This window comes from Halorubrum tropicale (assembly GCF_001280455.1).
Taxonomy (GTDB): Archaea; Halobacteriota; Halobacteria; order Halobacteriales; family Haloferacaceae; genus Halorubrum; species Halorubrum tropicale.
This window is the reverse complement of record NZ_LIST01000007.1, coordinates 39174-55627: the sequence shown is the minus strand read 5'-3', so window position 1 is coordinate 55627 and position 16454 is coordinate 39174. Positions and strand designations below refer to the sequence as shown.

The following is a 16454-nucleotide window of genomic DNA, read 5'->3' as shown; positions in this document are numbered from 1 at the left end:
GACTGAGCTTACTCATCGCTCCGTGGCGGCAGGTCGAAGAAGTCCTCTGCCTTCCGTTCGAGTCGCTCGCCCTCGAGGGTTAAGTCGACTGGGCCTTCTTCGGTCGGAACGTCTTCGTCCGTGAGCGCGTCGACAAGACCTCGTTGCTCCTGAGGTGCCATCCCTTCGAGCTGTGGGAAGACCAGCGCGATGACCGCGTCCGTCAGAGCTGGCCCCGGATCCTCAAGCGTCGCCGGACCGGCCGCTGCGAGATATCCGAGGATATCCCGGACGATGGATGGACCGATTGTCTGGTGGTTATTAACCTTGTACCAGACCACGGCTAGCTGTTTGTAACTCCCTTCCAGCGGTTCCCGGAGAGTCTCATCCTCGGCAATCCATCCCGCTGCATAGTTTTCGTCGGACTCGGGGTCAAGAAGCGAGACGCGAACTTCCCCATCCTCGGCCAGTGGGGGAACGCCGACGTGTATGAAGTTGAAGCGACGCATAAACGCATAGGAGAGTTCATAGAGCGAGGTCTTGTCGTAGGTGTTCATCGTCGCAAGCAGCCGCCACGACGGGGTCACCGGGAACGTATCCGGATCAGTGATGATCGATTCCAGACGGGCGTCATTTTCTGCGTCACTACTATCGAGCGAGGCGATCTCGATAGGCGACTCTCGCTCGTAGGGGAGCTGGACCGAATCACCTGAGAGGACCGAAAACAGCTGACCGAAGGCTTTGTCAATATCTGAGCGGTTGATCTCGTCGATGACAAGCCACTCGTTGCGGATGGCGCCGTCCTTCCGGAAGCAGTCCAGAAAGATGCGTGGCTGGAAAACGAGTTCGTCACCTTCAGCCGATCGGTTCGGGACATAACCACCAATAGTATCGAAGGTTGTCCATTCGGCGGTGGCAGTGGTGAAGCGGTGGCCATCGACGATATCGCCGTGTTTGTCGACAACCTGCTTGCAGATGTGTTTGGCCAGCTTGGTCTTCCCCGTCCCGGGCGGCCCGGTGAAGATGATGTGCTGCCCGGAATTCAATGAGGCTTCGATTTGGCGCTTGAGTTCCGCCTTAGATTCGAAGTAGAGCCCCTCCGGGAACTCAATCGCCATCGTTGGGGGCGAGAGGCGGTCTCGAAGCCCTTCGATTTGCGTGTCGATATCGCCAGCCGACTGAATCGTCTTGAATTGCGTTTCCGACAGCGGGAACAAAGCCCCTCGCGCGTTGTTCCGGAGTACACGAGAGTCTTCTAACTCTTCGATGTCAGTTATGATTTCCCAGGAGATGGGTGCCAGTGAGTTCTCGAATCGGAGCGTGAGCCCCTCGACTGGCTCGTCGCGGAATTCCGGTTCTTCCTCATGGAGCCCCTCGACCACAACACCCTCACCGACGATCTGCTGTACCGGCGAGGAGTGATAGAACAACACCCGGTCCCCCGACCGGGCGGTTTCATATGATTCGAAGAGGCGTCGCTTTCGTCCGGCCTCGTTGTAGGCTGTATAGAATATCTCTTCCCCAGGTTCCACGCCGTCGAGGTCCCAGAGATCTTGATTGGCAGTTGCCCAGTAGTATTTTCGTTCACGCCCTCGAGCCAGCTCCAGGATGGTGTTGTACTCCTGTTCGCTGAGTTCAGTGATGACGTAACTATTGTCTGACTCCAGCACCGGGCTATCCTCAAGCTCCGGCACTGTCTGCAGGCGACTCCAGTCGACCCCGTCTAATGGTTCATCCCAGGCGAGAGTGATGCCTTCGACGGGCTCGTCACCATCGTCGGGCACCTCCTCGTGCAGTCCTTCAGTGACGTGACCTCGACCGACGATGGCCTGAGCGGGAGCATTCCGATAAATCAGAATCTCGTCGCCTGGTCGAGCCCGTTCGTAGACCGACTGGTTCCGGCGTTGCGTTCCGGCGTTCGTATTCCTCGTGTAGAACGCCTCACCGCCTTCATGATACCAGTCCTCGGACGCGGAATTGACCCAGAAATAATGGGTCTTGGTTCCTCGGGTAACGATGGTCTGAAAATCGGCGTCCGAGATCTCAATGATTGAGTGTTGTAAGGAAAACGATGTTTCGAGTTCGCCCCGGATGTCGTTCACAGCGACTGGATGAATCTCTTCATAATCCTCGATAGACGCAAAGCAGTGGATCTCATCGTCGCGTTCCTCGCGCTCGATGTCTGTGACTCGCGCCGTCGCATAAAGATCGCCGTCTTCGAGATAGACCACACGAGCCGTCTCGGCTTCCCAGAGGAGCCGGGTCCCGGGATTGCCCAGCTTGAAATGATACTGCGACGTTAGGTCGTCTTCCCACTTGTCATCCCCTGTTTGGAGAATAAAGGAACCACCTGGGGACTGGTCTGTAGCCTGGCAGTCGTCTGGTAGGGTTGCTATTGGTGGGTCGGTTACCGTCTCCTCGAGGGCGCCTAATGCCGGAATCAGGTCCGGATCACGCTCAGCTAACTGCCAGCGGATGCCCTCGAATGCCTCGGTCCCGATGAGCGTCTTTCGTGCAGAAAGTCCGGTCTCGAGTCCCCAATTACTGACGTCTCGATCGAACTCTGATCCGGGAACCACCTTCCACTCTACCGGCCAAGCGTGAACATGTCCGGTATCCGGCCCCTCGACACGCTCGTCGATGACCTCCGGGCAGTAGTGATATCCACCCTGTTTGGTCACACCGATACCGAGGATGTCGCTCCCGTCCTTCGCGATGACTAGCTGTCCGGGCTGCATCTCCTTGCCGAACCGCCGGAGGTAATCACCGACTTCGTCTCCATCCCACTGCTCGGCGGCAGTTTCGAGTTCTGCTCCCGAGAATTCGTCGAGTGGGCCTGTATCCCAGCCGATAGAGCAGATTCCCAATTCCTGCCATACGGGCCAGAGCCGCTCCGGTTCGGGTTTCTCAACATTGGACCGCCCTGCATTGATCTGCCAGACTGTCCGGTCGTCGAAGTTCTCTGGGAGCGGTGAATTCTCTGGACTGACCTCCGCTCGTACCCAGTAACAGAAATAGTCCAGCTGTCGGAGATGGGAATCGAATCCGAACTCTTCGCGAATCGTGTGAAACTGCGCGGTACTGTCGAGATATTCTTCGGCACTGGCCGAGAGGCGGATGTCGAAACAGGCATCGAACACCTTCTCAGTCTGCTGGTTGACGATTGGGAATCGCGTCGGACGGAGCAGACAGAGGAGGGCCGTGAGCGTTGCCCCGCCGACGTTATCTAGATCGAGATCGAGGAGGCGCTTCGCTGCCGAATCGACTGTATCTGGGTCTGCCTCTTCATCGAGAAGTATCTCAAAAATATCGAGTAGCGTCTCTGCAGACGTCCCCTTGACTGAAGCATCGTAAGGGATGCCACCAACAATTCCAGTATTGTCCGATACCAGGTTTGCTGCGCGTTCCAGCTCCTCTTCGGAGCCATCAGTTTCGAAGTACTGAGCCTGAGTTGCCTCCCCACCGATAGCTGAGGAGGTCAGAGTCGTCGACTTGAGTGCTGTGAGCTCTGCATCCCCAAACACGCCTTCCGATTGGTACGCCTCCAGAAGGGCCCGGACAGCCTCTGCAGTCCGGTCGAAGGTTTCTTTGACACTCTCCCACTCCACTGCCTGGCGATACCGCTTGACACTGAATTTCGTGTAGTACCAGCGATCAGCATCGATATCCAGAGTAGTATCCGCATATCGAGTTGTCATCTACATTCGGTCGCGAAGGGCAGGCGGGAAAACTTTCCGGATAAACCCGTATCATTACCCTCAGCGCCATTTTAGATGACGTTCGTTTCAGTACTGCTGGACAAAGCACGCTTGTATTGCCGATGATGGACACGGAGATTCAACTGTTGGCTTGTCTCTGAGGATAGGATTCGTTCGGGATTACAGACATCTGACTCCATTCAAAGCCTCCGAATTTGATAGGAACATTGTACAATAGACAACCCTTACGTCTCAAGTGAGGCGAGGATGCCACCTGATAAGCGACGGCCCATTCGGTACGCCCCCCTCGGTGGTTGTCGGTCTCGGCTTGATGGCACGACAGCTGTCGTAGATGGCGGTAATGTCATTATTATAACTATTATATTTATAAATGGAACGACGACGTCAATTACGCTCGACAACGTAGAACTGATCTGAATCTTTTCTTCGCCGTGTATTCGTTATCGTGAAGTCCGCAACGTGACGGAGAAGACGATGAGGGCAAAGAAAAGAATTCCAGCTCCGGCTTCAAACACAGCTACCCATTCGCCAATACCGGTTGGGTCGAAGTTGCTGTAACTAAGCGCTGTAAACGCGAGAATGCTGAAGAGGAGTGTATATTCAGCGGTCTGGAAGGGTGATTGGTCGGGCATTCCAAATTGGAGCTGGCCAAGCGAGTCATGGGTTAACCAGCCAAAAATTCCATAGACACAGGCAGAGATGGTGATCACCGCTGCTGCCCACAGGAGAAGAAACCGGATGCGGACCCCATACCCGATCAGGTATTTTTGTAGATAAGAGCCGACCATACGCCGTGATAATCCCTCATCGCGATGGGCGCGTCTTCGCGCTTCTTTCTTCCGGTAAAGATACTGGAGTGAAGTTGCTCCCATCGCATTTTCTCGGGTCACTGACTCGAGCGTCCGATAAACGGACGCAGCTTTCTCGGCGGGAGTAACGGTATCTCCTTCCTGATCCGCGGCCTCGTTATCCTCATAAACACATTTAGTATCAAATATTGTTTCTTTCCCCAGTCGTGCAGAAGAGAGGTGAGTCCCATATAGTGCGGCATCGCTGAAATCGGCCTCGACCAAATCTGCCTGCGAAAATGTGGCATATTCAAGATTTGCGCCCGCGAAGGTGGCTCTGTCTGCTTTCACGCCGACAAACGATGCACCAGCTAACTCTGCATCCTCGAAGGAAGTACCGCTAATTCGAGCTTCATTAAATCTCGCGGCTTCAAACGAAACCCCGTCGAGGAACGAACCAGCAAGATCAGCATTAGAGAAATCTGGACTCTCTGCGTCTAAACCAGAGAAATCTGTACCCTCGAGATTGGCCTCTCTAAAAACCGCGTCATCTAAGACTGTCTCAGTGAACGTTGATTTCCGCAAATCCGCATTCGTAAAATCCACGTTATGAAATTCCGCATCGTGAAAATCTGTATTCGCCATAGACGCCCCGTGGAATGACGCTCGGTCAAAGACTGCTCCACTCACGCGGACACTCGACATAATAGCTTCATCAAAAACAGCTCGACGAGGATGAGTTCCACGGAAGTTTGCCCGCTTCAGACGGGCATCCGAGAAGTCAGCTGCTTCCAACGTAGCCTTCCGGAAATCCGCTTCCCTCAACTGGGCGCTTGTAAACTCGCACGCTGTCACGTCTGTCTGAAAACTGGCCTCCGATAGGTCAGCGGCTGTGAAGTTGGCACCATGTAATTTGGCTTGTTTGAACTCTGCTCCAGATAAGTTGGCGTCCCGAAAGTCTGTATCACGAAGATCCACACTCACGAATTCAACGCCTGTGAGATCCGCATCAGAAAAGTCACATCCACGGAAACTTACCCCCTCCACTCGCTGCCCATCAGGCAACGAAGCACTGGAGAAGTCTTGATCTGTTACATCTAGACCTTTCGTGACCAACTGACCAAGCGAATCACCCTCCTCGCCATCTGGTTGCTCATTCCCCACTCCATGTTCTTCCTCTTCGGGAGTCTCGGTGCTGGGTTCCTCGCGAGGCTCGTATCGTTCGCCCTGAAATCGGAAGGCGAGTCTGATCGTCTTCGCGATACTCTCTGGTTGCTTTCCGCATTCAATTGATTCGCTAATATCGCCCGGAGTAACATATTGGACATCATCCTCTGGGAGGAACCGAACTTGAGCGTTTTCACCACTCTTCTTGGAGGAGGCAACGGCTTGGAACGTCCCGAAAACACGATCTGATTCAGTATCATGGAGATAGATTTCGTCATCCGCAGAAATATCGTATTCTGGGTGCTGTGCTCCATTCTCTTCGATCCATCTAGTTCTCTCTTCAGTGTTACAGTCGAGCACCCACACAGTCATTCGTTTTTGGGTGTCTCGGGCAGACGTCAAGAATCCTCTGCCGGTCGTAGATCCGTTCTGTGTTTTGGCCGTCGGCTATGTGAGATCGACTGTAGTACTTGCTTCAAAGACTCCATCGAACAATTGTTGGACGGCCCTAACTTGATCGCCTTTGAGTAGGACTCCGATCTCGAAATTAGTCGTGAGGCTTGTGACGGTCAAATTGGCACTTCCGAGGTAGCACTTCGAATCATCTACGATGACGGTTTTTGCGTGAGTGGCGTACTTTTGTGTTCCACTTGTGCTATCTGTGGAGAAGAACTCGGCTACCTCGAAGAACTCCTGCTCAGAGTCCGCTAAGTCCTCAGCGATAGATTTGAGAACCGTGTGGCGATCCGTTTCTGGAGTAACATCTCTGGTTAAAACGCGCGTCTGAATGCCACGCCGTGGAAGACGCGCGATCTCCTCGATAACTTGTTGTCCCGGGTCAAAATACGGGTTCGCGACTCTGACCTCTTCCTCGGCCTCTATCAGTAGTCCTCGGATGCGGGTAGCAATCCGGCTCACGTGACTTGGCAATTCGATCTCGACATCCGGCGGACTTGTGACGACAAGCTCTGGCGTTGAGTCAGCCAATTTCTCATCGGGTTCGACTGTATTTAGCGCACTGCATGCCGCTGCTTGCTCGTGGAGAATCTTGACAGCGTTCGGGACGTCGATCCTGAATGTGGCATCGACGAACGGTGATTCATAATCTGCTTTCTTTGCTACATCATTCAGCAGTAATCCGACTAGTATAGCTTCCGCTTCGGTTTCTGTCAGGGAACTCTGGGTTCCAAGCTTTTCACTGATGTCGTGTCTGGTGATCTTCGGCGTTTCCGTCGTGAAGCCACCAATCGCCTGTTTAATCGCGAGAATGCGATCAGGGGAGTCGATTGCTGTGGCGATCGTGTAATCTATCGATGCCACCTGATGCTGGGTGTCATTTGAGTTGTTGCTCATATAGACATGTCCCAGAATGGGTCGAGATCTTCGGAGCCCACGAGCATGTTCCTGTCAAGGCTCTCGTTGAAGTATTCGCATGTGAACTCGCTCACGTGCATACAGGCATGGCATTCTGCAGCCTCCTCAGCGTTTTTACACGCCGGATCATAGATACACTCGCTCGCGAATTTTTTCGTGTCCGCGATCCAGTCGTTAATTTGAGTTTTGAATAATGTGAACATTCCACCAAGCGCGAAGTGCTCCATACTCTCGGCATAGAGAATTATTGCAGGGACATTTGGGAGCAACAACTCTGAGATACTGTCTCGGTCGAGGCCACACTGCTCGCTTGCGGTGCTCATTAATGCGTGACTCATAGAGTGAATCAGTGTGTATACGTCCTCAGTCATCGGATCCTCGATTGGCGTGAATGGATTCTGGATTTCACGTGGATCCACATTCTCGAGGAACCACTGCTTGAGTGCTTGGTCGTCGTTTAAATCTGGTGCGTCGCGTTTGACTAAGGTGCTATTCTCAAGCAACCACTCGATAATCGCCCGCCGATCAAGTTCCAGTACAATCGCTTCAGACGGTGACCGGTCACCGTATATCGCGAGTGTTTCATCATCATACGGATGTTCGAAGGGCTGGAGGTCTGTTTCGCCTGCAGATGGAGAATCACGGGTATACCCGAACAGTAGATTCAGCAGGGGGAAATTGTCCACAACCCACGCATCCGAAACGTTGAGCGTTTCAAGATTCTTTCGGTAATATTTCGCTTCCGGATGCTTCTCTACGAAGTCGTCATCCTCGACAAACTCATCAAGTGACCGTGGAGTCGGATGCCGATCGACATCTTCGATATCCGCTCTTACACCCTGATACCCCCTTGTACAACGGAGATAGGCGAAGAGCTGATGCGCAACCAGCGTATGCCAGTTCCGGTCATCCGGCGCTGTTACGTCTTTTTCATTCATCGCCACGACCGCATTCCGACTGAATCCGTCACCGGGCGAGAGATCACGAATCATCTCCAACACGATCTCTCGGTTCTCCTCACCGAGTTTGTCGACGTAGTTCTCGATTTGCTCCTCATCGATCCCCTCGGTAGCGGCGACTTTCTCCACCGGAATATCATCTGCACCTAAATCCGGATTCTCGAGATGAGCGGCCATCAGGACTCTTGCCCACCCCTCTCCGTAGGGAATATCCGCCTCACTAACACCTATCGGGGGGATTTCGACAATAGCGTCACGCTGGGCGTAATAGACGGAACCAGATTCAACCGGCGTTGCAACGCCAATATAGTCTCCACACCCCTCACAGTACCCCGATAATTCTTCCTTGTGGCTGGGACAGCGGTCACACCGGAATGACCACGTACGGAGGCTTTCCGGGGCACCTCGCTTCAGGTAAATATGATCTAAGGCCTCACATGAGTCGCATGGTGACGGTGTGAGATTCGTTACTGTCCCGCAGTCGTGGACCAGTACAAACTGAATCTGTTGTAGATCACCACTACAATCTCCACGTGGACACGATCCACCGACTTGTCGCAGTCCCTTCGGTGTATCACGATACGTGACCGCGTTACATTCCTTACAAACTACCGTGGTTGGGAAGAACTCGCCAGAAACACTCGTTACACGGTAGAAATCCATTCCTCGGTCACGAATATCCCTCCACGGCGGCTGATCCCCATTCCGGAAGCTTTCCACTCGCCCAGCAAGATGATCTGCAACAAGGCCCGAGTCAATCCCCTCAAGAGGCTCTGCCCGCCATTCATCTACCTTCATCGTGATGCCGCTACGCGCAAAGCTGAAGACTGCTCCTGGCCCCATATCGTGCATCACTTGCGCGATTCCCCGCTCCATCTCGGCTCCATTTTCTTCGGACATTCTACTCATTCTCCCTCGAGAAGTCCTCGAGAAGATCTTCGGTCGCTAATCCTGGGTCCACAGGAATCTGTTCGTCAATATCCCGGAGACTCCGCATTGGACCGCGTTCACTGTCCTCCTCGCCCTCGAGGATGTTGCCGATATATTTCTTCAACCCAGCGTTTCGCGGATCCCGAATTTCGGGATCTGCATTCTTGAGTCGGTACCAGATATCGTCGAATCGGTCCTCAATCGCCTCCTGATAGAGTTGTGCTCCGATCTCACTCTCTGAATCCTCATCTGCCCCGTCGACATCGTATGCCCGCAGCACAAATTCGAGTAGTTCCTCCTTCTCGATGTCCCCGGCCTTTACCGCAGCCCGGAACCCATCCACATTGTAGATTCGTTTCTCGTATTCGGTCTCATGATGAAGATCGTAATACTGGACGAGAATCCCCACAACGACCCCCGGGAGTGTACACTCGATCGCGAATTCTGCCCAACGTTCCAGTGGCGTCGCCTCCACGAGCAGATCCTGATACCGATGGTAATGCTGGAATCGACCGTAGTGTGATCGATCGCGAGCACGGATCGAATTAAAGAGGAGGAAGACGGACCCAGTGTATTTCCGTCCAACCCGTGAATATGCCTGAATGTATTCCGCTGTGTGTCTCGGCATCCCGAAGAACGAGATGAAATTAAACCGATCAACGTCCACCCCGTGAGAGATCATACTTGTCGCAACGACGACGTCAATTGCCTCCTCCGGATCGTCCGTTTCCAGATAGCCTAACACCTCTCTAACCCGCTCCATGTCCGTCTCGCCCGTCATTGAAACCGGGTTCAGTCGGTGATACGGCCCGTCGAAGGCATCGAGGTGGCGATTGACCATACCTTCGATGGACCGCTGGATAATGTCGCTTTGACTTTTTGCAATATTATACGAAACTTGGACTTTGTAATCGTCGAGTGCGTCTAATAACTCGTCTTCCCGGTCTACAGCTGTATCTGCGAACTGGAGTGACCCTTTGACTTCGTCTTCAGCGATCTCCGTAATATCACCGTAGAGGGATTCCGGCTCGGCTTCGTAGTCTTGAACAATGCGGGCATATTCCCTGATGACAATATTGATGCCGCGTGTTCGGCCGATCCCTCTTGGGACTGCGCCAATCATTTGACGTCCAAGTCGGTGCGGATCCTCGTAAGCATAGAACGACTGGCGCAGCCGTGGACCCTGTGATGGGAATTTGTTTGGTTCACTCCGGTATAGGGAACGAACCTGATTTTCCGCCCCTTCGATCGTTGCTGTTGCAGCAACTACCTTCATCTCCCATTCACCGTCGGTATACTGGCGGATCAACTCTTGAATTAGTGTTTCATAATGGGAATCAAACGCCCCGAACTCCTCACGTAACAGGTGGAGTTCGTCTTGGATAAGAATCGACGGCGGATCCGCTGGCTCAACAGATTCCAACGATGATCTTGAAGACCGATCACATTCAAACTCATCGGGCATATTGTGACCGCGTACCAGACATCCCTCCTCCGGAGTGTAACCGTGTTCGGGGCACCGATTCTTCATTTGCCCCAGCATTCCCCTTGCTCGCCGATTTTGTCCGATCACAGCAATTTTGTCGATCGTACTGACGATGAATGTCGGCGCATACCGGTAGATCTCATTGTCCGTAATATAGATCGGAAGTTCAGCAACCTCACCATCCTGTCGTTCGACTTCATTACAGTCTGGATTGGTACACTGGTGGATGATACGCATTCGATCCAGATCTCCGGTAACTTCCACAGTGTCTTCGTTGCAGAACGGGCACTCGGGAACAGTTAACCACTTTTGCTGGTGCTCTTCGCTTTCTCTCGCCAATCGAACGAAGTTCGTCCCATCATCCCCGTCAATTAGATTGTTGGGCGTGTTGTCGTCGCCAACGAAGTAACCAACACTAAATTTGTCTCCTTCCATCTTTGGATGATCTCGTCGGATGGCCTCCGCGTTACACAGGAGATCTGCAATACGTTGCAACTGCTGGAGGGAAAGGAGCCGAAGTGGGAACTTCGTCATCGCCGTAACTCCATACTCTTTCCCACGAAGTCGATCCAAGAACGCCGTAAATGTAACTAGTCCAAGATATGCCTCGGTCTTTCCACCCCCTGTCGGGAAGAAAATCATGTCACAGGTCCCCAACCAGTCATCGATATCGCGCTCAGGCTCCGCCTGAGCAACGATATCGGGAATCGACATCACGATATAAATAATCTGGAAAAGTCGCCAATCCTCGTACTCCTCCCCAAGCGTATCGAATGCCTCGTTCAACGCTTTGAACGCAATTCGAATGTCCTCATTGGACGGGTTCAACAACAACTCTTTCCCGCGTACAAACCTCTCCCTCTCCGTCGCAAACTCTTCCAACATCTCCTCGTACTCTTCTTCAGCCTCATCCCGCGCTCCAGCCAACACATCCTCACGGATGTCCTTGTACTGCTCGTGGGCAACTTCCATCTCTTTCTCGATGAGGCCCAGAACTTCCTCGAATTCGCCATCTGCCAGCTTGCTAAATGGCGCTGGAACTGTTTCACGGGATACATACTTCGGCTGTTCATAGACTGGAACGGGGTTAGTTCGGATAGTAGTCACAGCCCGGTTTGACTCGGGTTCAGCCGCACAATTTTGGCCGACAGCATAGATATTCCCGTTATATTGGTATCGTTTTTTCACCTTCTCTGACTCGAATGGATCAAAAATTGGACTCTCTGCCTCGACAGTCAACTCCGCGTCAAACAAGTGGGTTTGCCACTCTTCATCTCCTTCAACGGCCGCTTCGTAGTCCTCCCCATGAGTGTTCATCATAGTAATTGTAACCGCAAAAAGACCATCATCGCGTCTGTCAACCTCAATCCGGATTTCCGCCTCCCAGAGTGCCGATTTCAGACTCCCTGGAAAGGTTTCCTGAAGGTATTCCTCGAAGACGGTTTCCGACTCCAGAGCTGACGGTGGCACTGACTCTCCTTCGTTATATCCGAGATCCGCAGCAGGTTCCCGTATTGCCCGGTCTTTCCCACGATATTCCTGTTTTGCTCCTTCCAATCCCTCGACAAGTGGTTCAGTTATTTCTGCACCTGTATCAGCTGCATTCCTGAGCTCAGCCGGTGAAATTTCAATTGGATCAAATGATGGTTCGAGGCGCTCATACACATCTACTAGTGGCTGAGATTCAGAGAAAGATGAAGTATCGTGACCGCCGTCGGTTTCAATTCCTGGTGTAACCTCAGGTAGATCCTCTTCGCCCCGAGTATTATCCTCGATATCGCTATGATCGAGTTGTTCTTGATACGTGGGGAACCGCTTGTAGAATAGCTTTGTTGACGGCTTGATTTTGATTGCCTGCTCGAACTTCTGGGGATCAATTTTAATTTTCAGGCCTGTTGAGAAGGGTGAGATATTCTTCGTGATATTGCTCGCATCTTCCTCATCCTCGCCAGTGCTCGTCGCCTGCTCTTTCTGGTAGTCGTATTGATTTGCGAGTTTGGCCGCGAAGTACCGAACTTTTGGATTGACGCCATATAGCCGCTTTTGCGCGTCTCCCCGCCCTGTGATGCGATTGATCAGCTTCTTCGTGATAACCTTATTAATTGCCTGATGCCGCCGAAAATCTAGATCACCCCCTGTATCGTAGGTGTCATCTGGTGGTCGAGTATATTCTGGTGCGGTTCGTGGCGGGATCGAATCGAACCGTTGGTACATGATATAAGTCCGATGAGGAGAAGGGAGATAAAGTTAATTAACCGATCAAAACAACATAGATACTGAGATCCAAGGACTAATCTGTTTACAGTTCACTCACAGACTCAACCACTTGGATTGACGCCGCCTCGTGTAATTCAGAGGCATCTAGTGAATTCATTTGCTCCTTGATGTGTGCTCGGAATTTATGACCCTGGCTGGCGTTTTCTGCACGAACTCGACGCATACTCTCCTCAATTTCGAGCGCCCGTTCGCCAGTCAATTCATCGCGGTTGAAAATCTCGCCGATTGAATCGATGTCTGTTGCCTGCTGTGGCCCAATTGTCAACGAGGGCGATTGCGCCAAATCTAGTACATCATCCGCCTCAGCTACGGACTTGAACCACCGCCACACAGTCGCTTGCTCTCGGTCGATATCATTAGTTACCGCTAGAATGCTCTGACGGACAACAGCCGATACTTGCTCCTCCGCATCTGTCTCCTTCATCATTCGTTCAAGAATCTCTTCCAAGGCAGCATACCACGTGTTGATATCCTCGAAAGCCCCTGTCTCACTAAGTTCAGCATCGTAGACTTTATCCAACCATTCATCCCATAACCGGCGCTCCACATCATCGTCAAACACAACGATTTCTTCTCCCTCATTCAGGTTTCTTGGCGACACCCAGTGATATCGCCCTTGACTATCTGGCTTCGGCCGCTTTCGCAAAACCCGCTGGCGTGCCTCAGGCTCATCACCTGATTTCAGCCTGATGCGGAATTCTCGTTGTCCTCCACTTTCGTATCTATCACCAACGCTCTCGTAATCTCGAGTCCGATCCTGATCGAATAGCGCCACAAGCTCGTCTTTTGCCACCCCAGTAGATCTGGTCCCGGATGTCGACGCAGATGCCTCGCCAGATGCTGCTTGTGCCCCCTCGTCTGGTGCGCCTTCTGGAGCTCCAACCTGATCTGCCAACACCTCTTCTTCGTCCGCCTCTTCCGTGGCTTTTGCTGCTAAGGATGGTTGCTGTTCAACGGTTATATCCGGTGGTGTGTACGGGTTGTAGTCAGTTCCCGGAGCAGCATCATTCAAGAGGCTAAAGAACTGCTCAATGTCACTCTCAACCATCGGCAACCAATCCGTCTGGTACATCAACACAGTCGTCTCCGCAACAGCAGGATGACAGTAGAATCCAGCATACTGTGGCCGCTGTGGCCCAACAATAAGCATTTCGTCGTGATTACTGATGCCACGTGCTCTGTCCGGACTCGTGATTGTAACTCGACTAGATTCTATGTCAGATTCTGAAATCACTCCCTCCGACAAAAGTATCGATTGTACCGCTCGCCGCCACGTATCTTTCGGCATAAACACGGCCACAGTCTTGTTCGACTCTAACGCCTCGGACAGATGGTCAGTGAGTGCATCATACAGCGGATTCTCATCACCCATCGCTCTCGATACATTGCGGAGATTGTCGGCAGCATCGAACAGATGCCCCGCAGCCCCAGTCCCATGCATTTGATCTCCTTGTGCCTGTAAATCATCGATAAGAGTATCTGTCGTTCGAGGTGCGAAGAACCCGTCTCGTTGATTTCGCACCCACTCATTATACCGGTCTAATGGAACCGGGAACCGCTCAAACATCATTTGCCGAGAGAAAACGCGACTCGCCGCACGATTATAGTCATACTCTCGTAGCTCAGCCGATAACTCGTACCCTTGCTCCAGCTGCTCTCTCACCCCATTATCATCCACGCCGAAAATTATGATCGACCCCTGTCTTGACAGACTAGTAATATTTCCTCTGGTTCCAGACGACGTCAGAGTATTGGCACTCTCTGGAACTCCAGTCTCAACCGCTTGCTCTATCGCGTCTACTCCAGGAAGGGTATCTACATTCCCCAGTTGCTTTGGAGGCCCATATCGAGGCGCCCGTCGTTCTTCGAACTCATGTTTGGTATAATTCGAATAGACTGGGAGTACGGGAGATCCAGCGAATTCTTCTATTATCTCGTCAATCTTGGCTTCGTACGCTGATTTGGTTCGCGAAGTAAGATTCATAAGAATACAGCCAGGCTCCTCCAGCACCCGTAGCTCATCAAGATCCTTTGTTAATACCAGACGCGTCTCAGTATCGCCGCCACTTTGCTCAGTTACACTTCCGCCAGTGATACTGGCATGAGGGATAAAGTCCGGGAGTAAGACTGTCTGCTGTTCCCCATTAGTACCCGTATCAATAGCATAGTGGCTGTATTCTTCTCGAAGCTCGCCTTTGTTCCCCCAGTGCTTCGAGCCCCCCGGCGAAAATATCACGACATCTTCTCCCCCTTCTAGATTCTTAAATAGGAATTCGAGGGCAACGAGAAGAGACAGTTTAGGGGCATATACTGGCCATATCAGCGGCACATCTCGAGAACGTTCAACAGCGTATCGAATGTTCTCGATTGCTTGTCGCGTAAAGCCGTCCAATTGAAGAGGTTTCAGGCTCGTTGTTCCGGGTTCCCGGTAAAGTAGCGTATCGGTTAGCTCGGTAAGCGCCCCGACAGCTGTATATTCTTTGTTGGCATTGAGAATTTCTGCGACGTAGGATTCCGCACTATGGCTTTGGGATTTGCTGTATCTGGTAACGAGATCGCTTGCTAAGTCAGCATGCCGGCTGGATTCGTCGGTTGCAAGTTCGGACAACTTCGAGAGCTCGGACTCGACCGCACTCGGGAAACCTTTGACCAAGGTTTCAAATTGTCTAATTGCATGTTCCCTGAGAGCCGCGTCTTCACTATCGAGCCATTTACTGAGTTGTTGGACGAACCCCGTTACCTCCTCCTCGCCTACATCAGCTTGCACGAGGGCTGAGAGCGCATGTTCGGCAGCCCTTCGGTTCGAATGGCTCTCCTCTGGCTGAATATCTACAATGTTGATTAAGCGATTAATTGTGCGTTCTGTATCAACTGCTGGAGATGTGAGAACGTATTGAAGTGCGTCTGCCGCTACGTCCCCGGTCTCGGTGTTGAGGAGCTCAAAAAGCTTCTCCTCGTGAGTCGAGATGACCGATGGTCGGCGTCTCGCCAAGTGTCGGATTACACGTGCTTCTTCAGCACCTGTTTCTGAATCAGTCTTGGTAGAGATCGAATCGAGGGCTGTCTCCAGAACCCTATTGAGCGAGTTTGTGGCTTCTCGTTTGACTTTTGGAACTTCGTAGCCTTCCATGTCGAGAAGTTGTTCGACGCTCTCGAGAGTCGGTTCTGCGCCGAGGAGGCGTGCACTAACTGCCCGGACCTCAGCACGTTCTGCATCCACAAAGAGACCGATTTGCTTCGTCGACAGCTGTGGAGCGATGTCTACCGATGTATTAGAGAGATTTAAGAGAACATTGCAGAGTTCTTCTGGAGCAGACTCACTGTCACACTCTGTATTCTCAATAATTGCTGGGAAGTGGTTTGCGACCGGAACAGGATACCACTTGGCGAGAGCTTCGAGGAGCTCCCAGGCTTGGAGGCGTGTTAGTCGGTTCTTGTCCCCGACATAATTAGAGAGTGTGCTGACGAGCGTGTCGACACAGACGAGATCAAAGTCTTCGGGAGTCTCATTGTTGATTCGGCTCGCAGCGTTCCATCTGGTGTCGAGATCCTCGAACGCTGTCGCAATATCGCTAGCACACGGAGGAGATTCACACATTTCTCTGTGTTACATTGGTTCCTGCGCGGAGAACTGGTCTTGAGTTGTCCGGTTGTGGGTTATCACGGGAGAATCGTCAGAGCTGACTGTTCGCGGGCGATCCATAGCACCGTGTACTGTGCTCCGTCGTTAGGTAATTAAGACCATCAAATCTGGCAATCATAATATATTCTTCTG

General features: G+C 52.3%; 6 protein-coding genes. All 6 read right to left on the bottom strand.

All coding sequences use genetic code 11. The annotated features are described in order from the left end of the window. Nucleotides 1-8: 8 nt before the first annotated feature. Nucleotides 9-3677, bottom strand: a complete 3669-nt coding sequence (locus AMR74_RS14780; protein WP_053772826.1) for an EVE domain-containing protein — start codon at nt 3675-3677, stop codon at nt 9-11. Nucleotides 3678-4138: 461 nt separating this feature from the next. Beyond that, nucleotides 4139-6025: a pentapeptide repeat-containing protein gene (locus AMR74_RS17540; protein ID WP_082356894.1), complete on the bottom strand. Its 1887-nt coding sequence runs from the start codon at nt 6023-6025 to the stop codon at nt 4139-4141. 75 nt (nt 6026-6100) lie between these two features. Next, the gene (locus AMR74_RS18225) at nt 6101-7006 is read right to left on the bottom strand and encodes a phospholipase D-like domain-containing protein (protein ID WP_082356893.1); all 906 of its coding nucleotides are present in this window, start codon (nt 7004-7006) and stop codon (nt 6101-6103) included. Further along, the gene (locus AMR74_RS14770) at nt 7003-8886 is read right to left on the bottom strand and encodes a DUF1998 domain-containing protein (protein ID WP_205625963.1); all 1884 of its coding nucleotides are present in this window, start codon (nt 8884-8886) and stop codon (nt 7003-7005) included. Before AMR74_RS14770 ends, AMR74_RS18225 begins: the two co-directional genes overlap by 4 nt. Before the next feature lies 1 nt (nt 8887). Continuing rightward, entirely contained in the window at nt 8888-12616 is a 3729-nt protein-coding gene (locus AMR74_RS14765; protein ID WP_053772823.1) for a helicase-related protein, read from the bottom strand. Nucleotides 12617-12701: 85 nt separating this feature from the next. After that, the gene (locus AMR74_RS18665; RefSeq protein ID WP_139043014.1) at nt 12702-16277 is read right to left on the bottom strand and encodes a hypothetical protein; all 3576 of its coding nucleotides are present in this window, start codon (nt 16275-16277) and stop codon (nt 12702-12704) included. Nucleotides 16278-16454 lie beyond the last annotated feature (177 nt).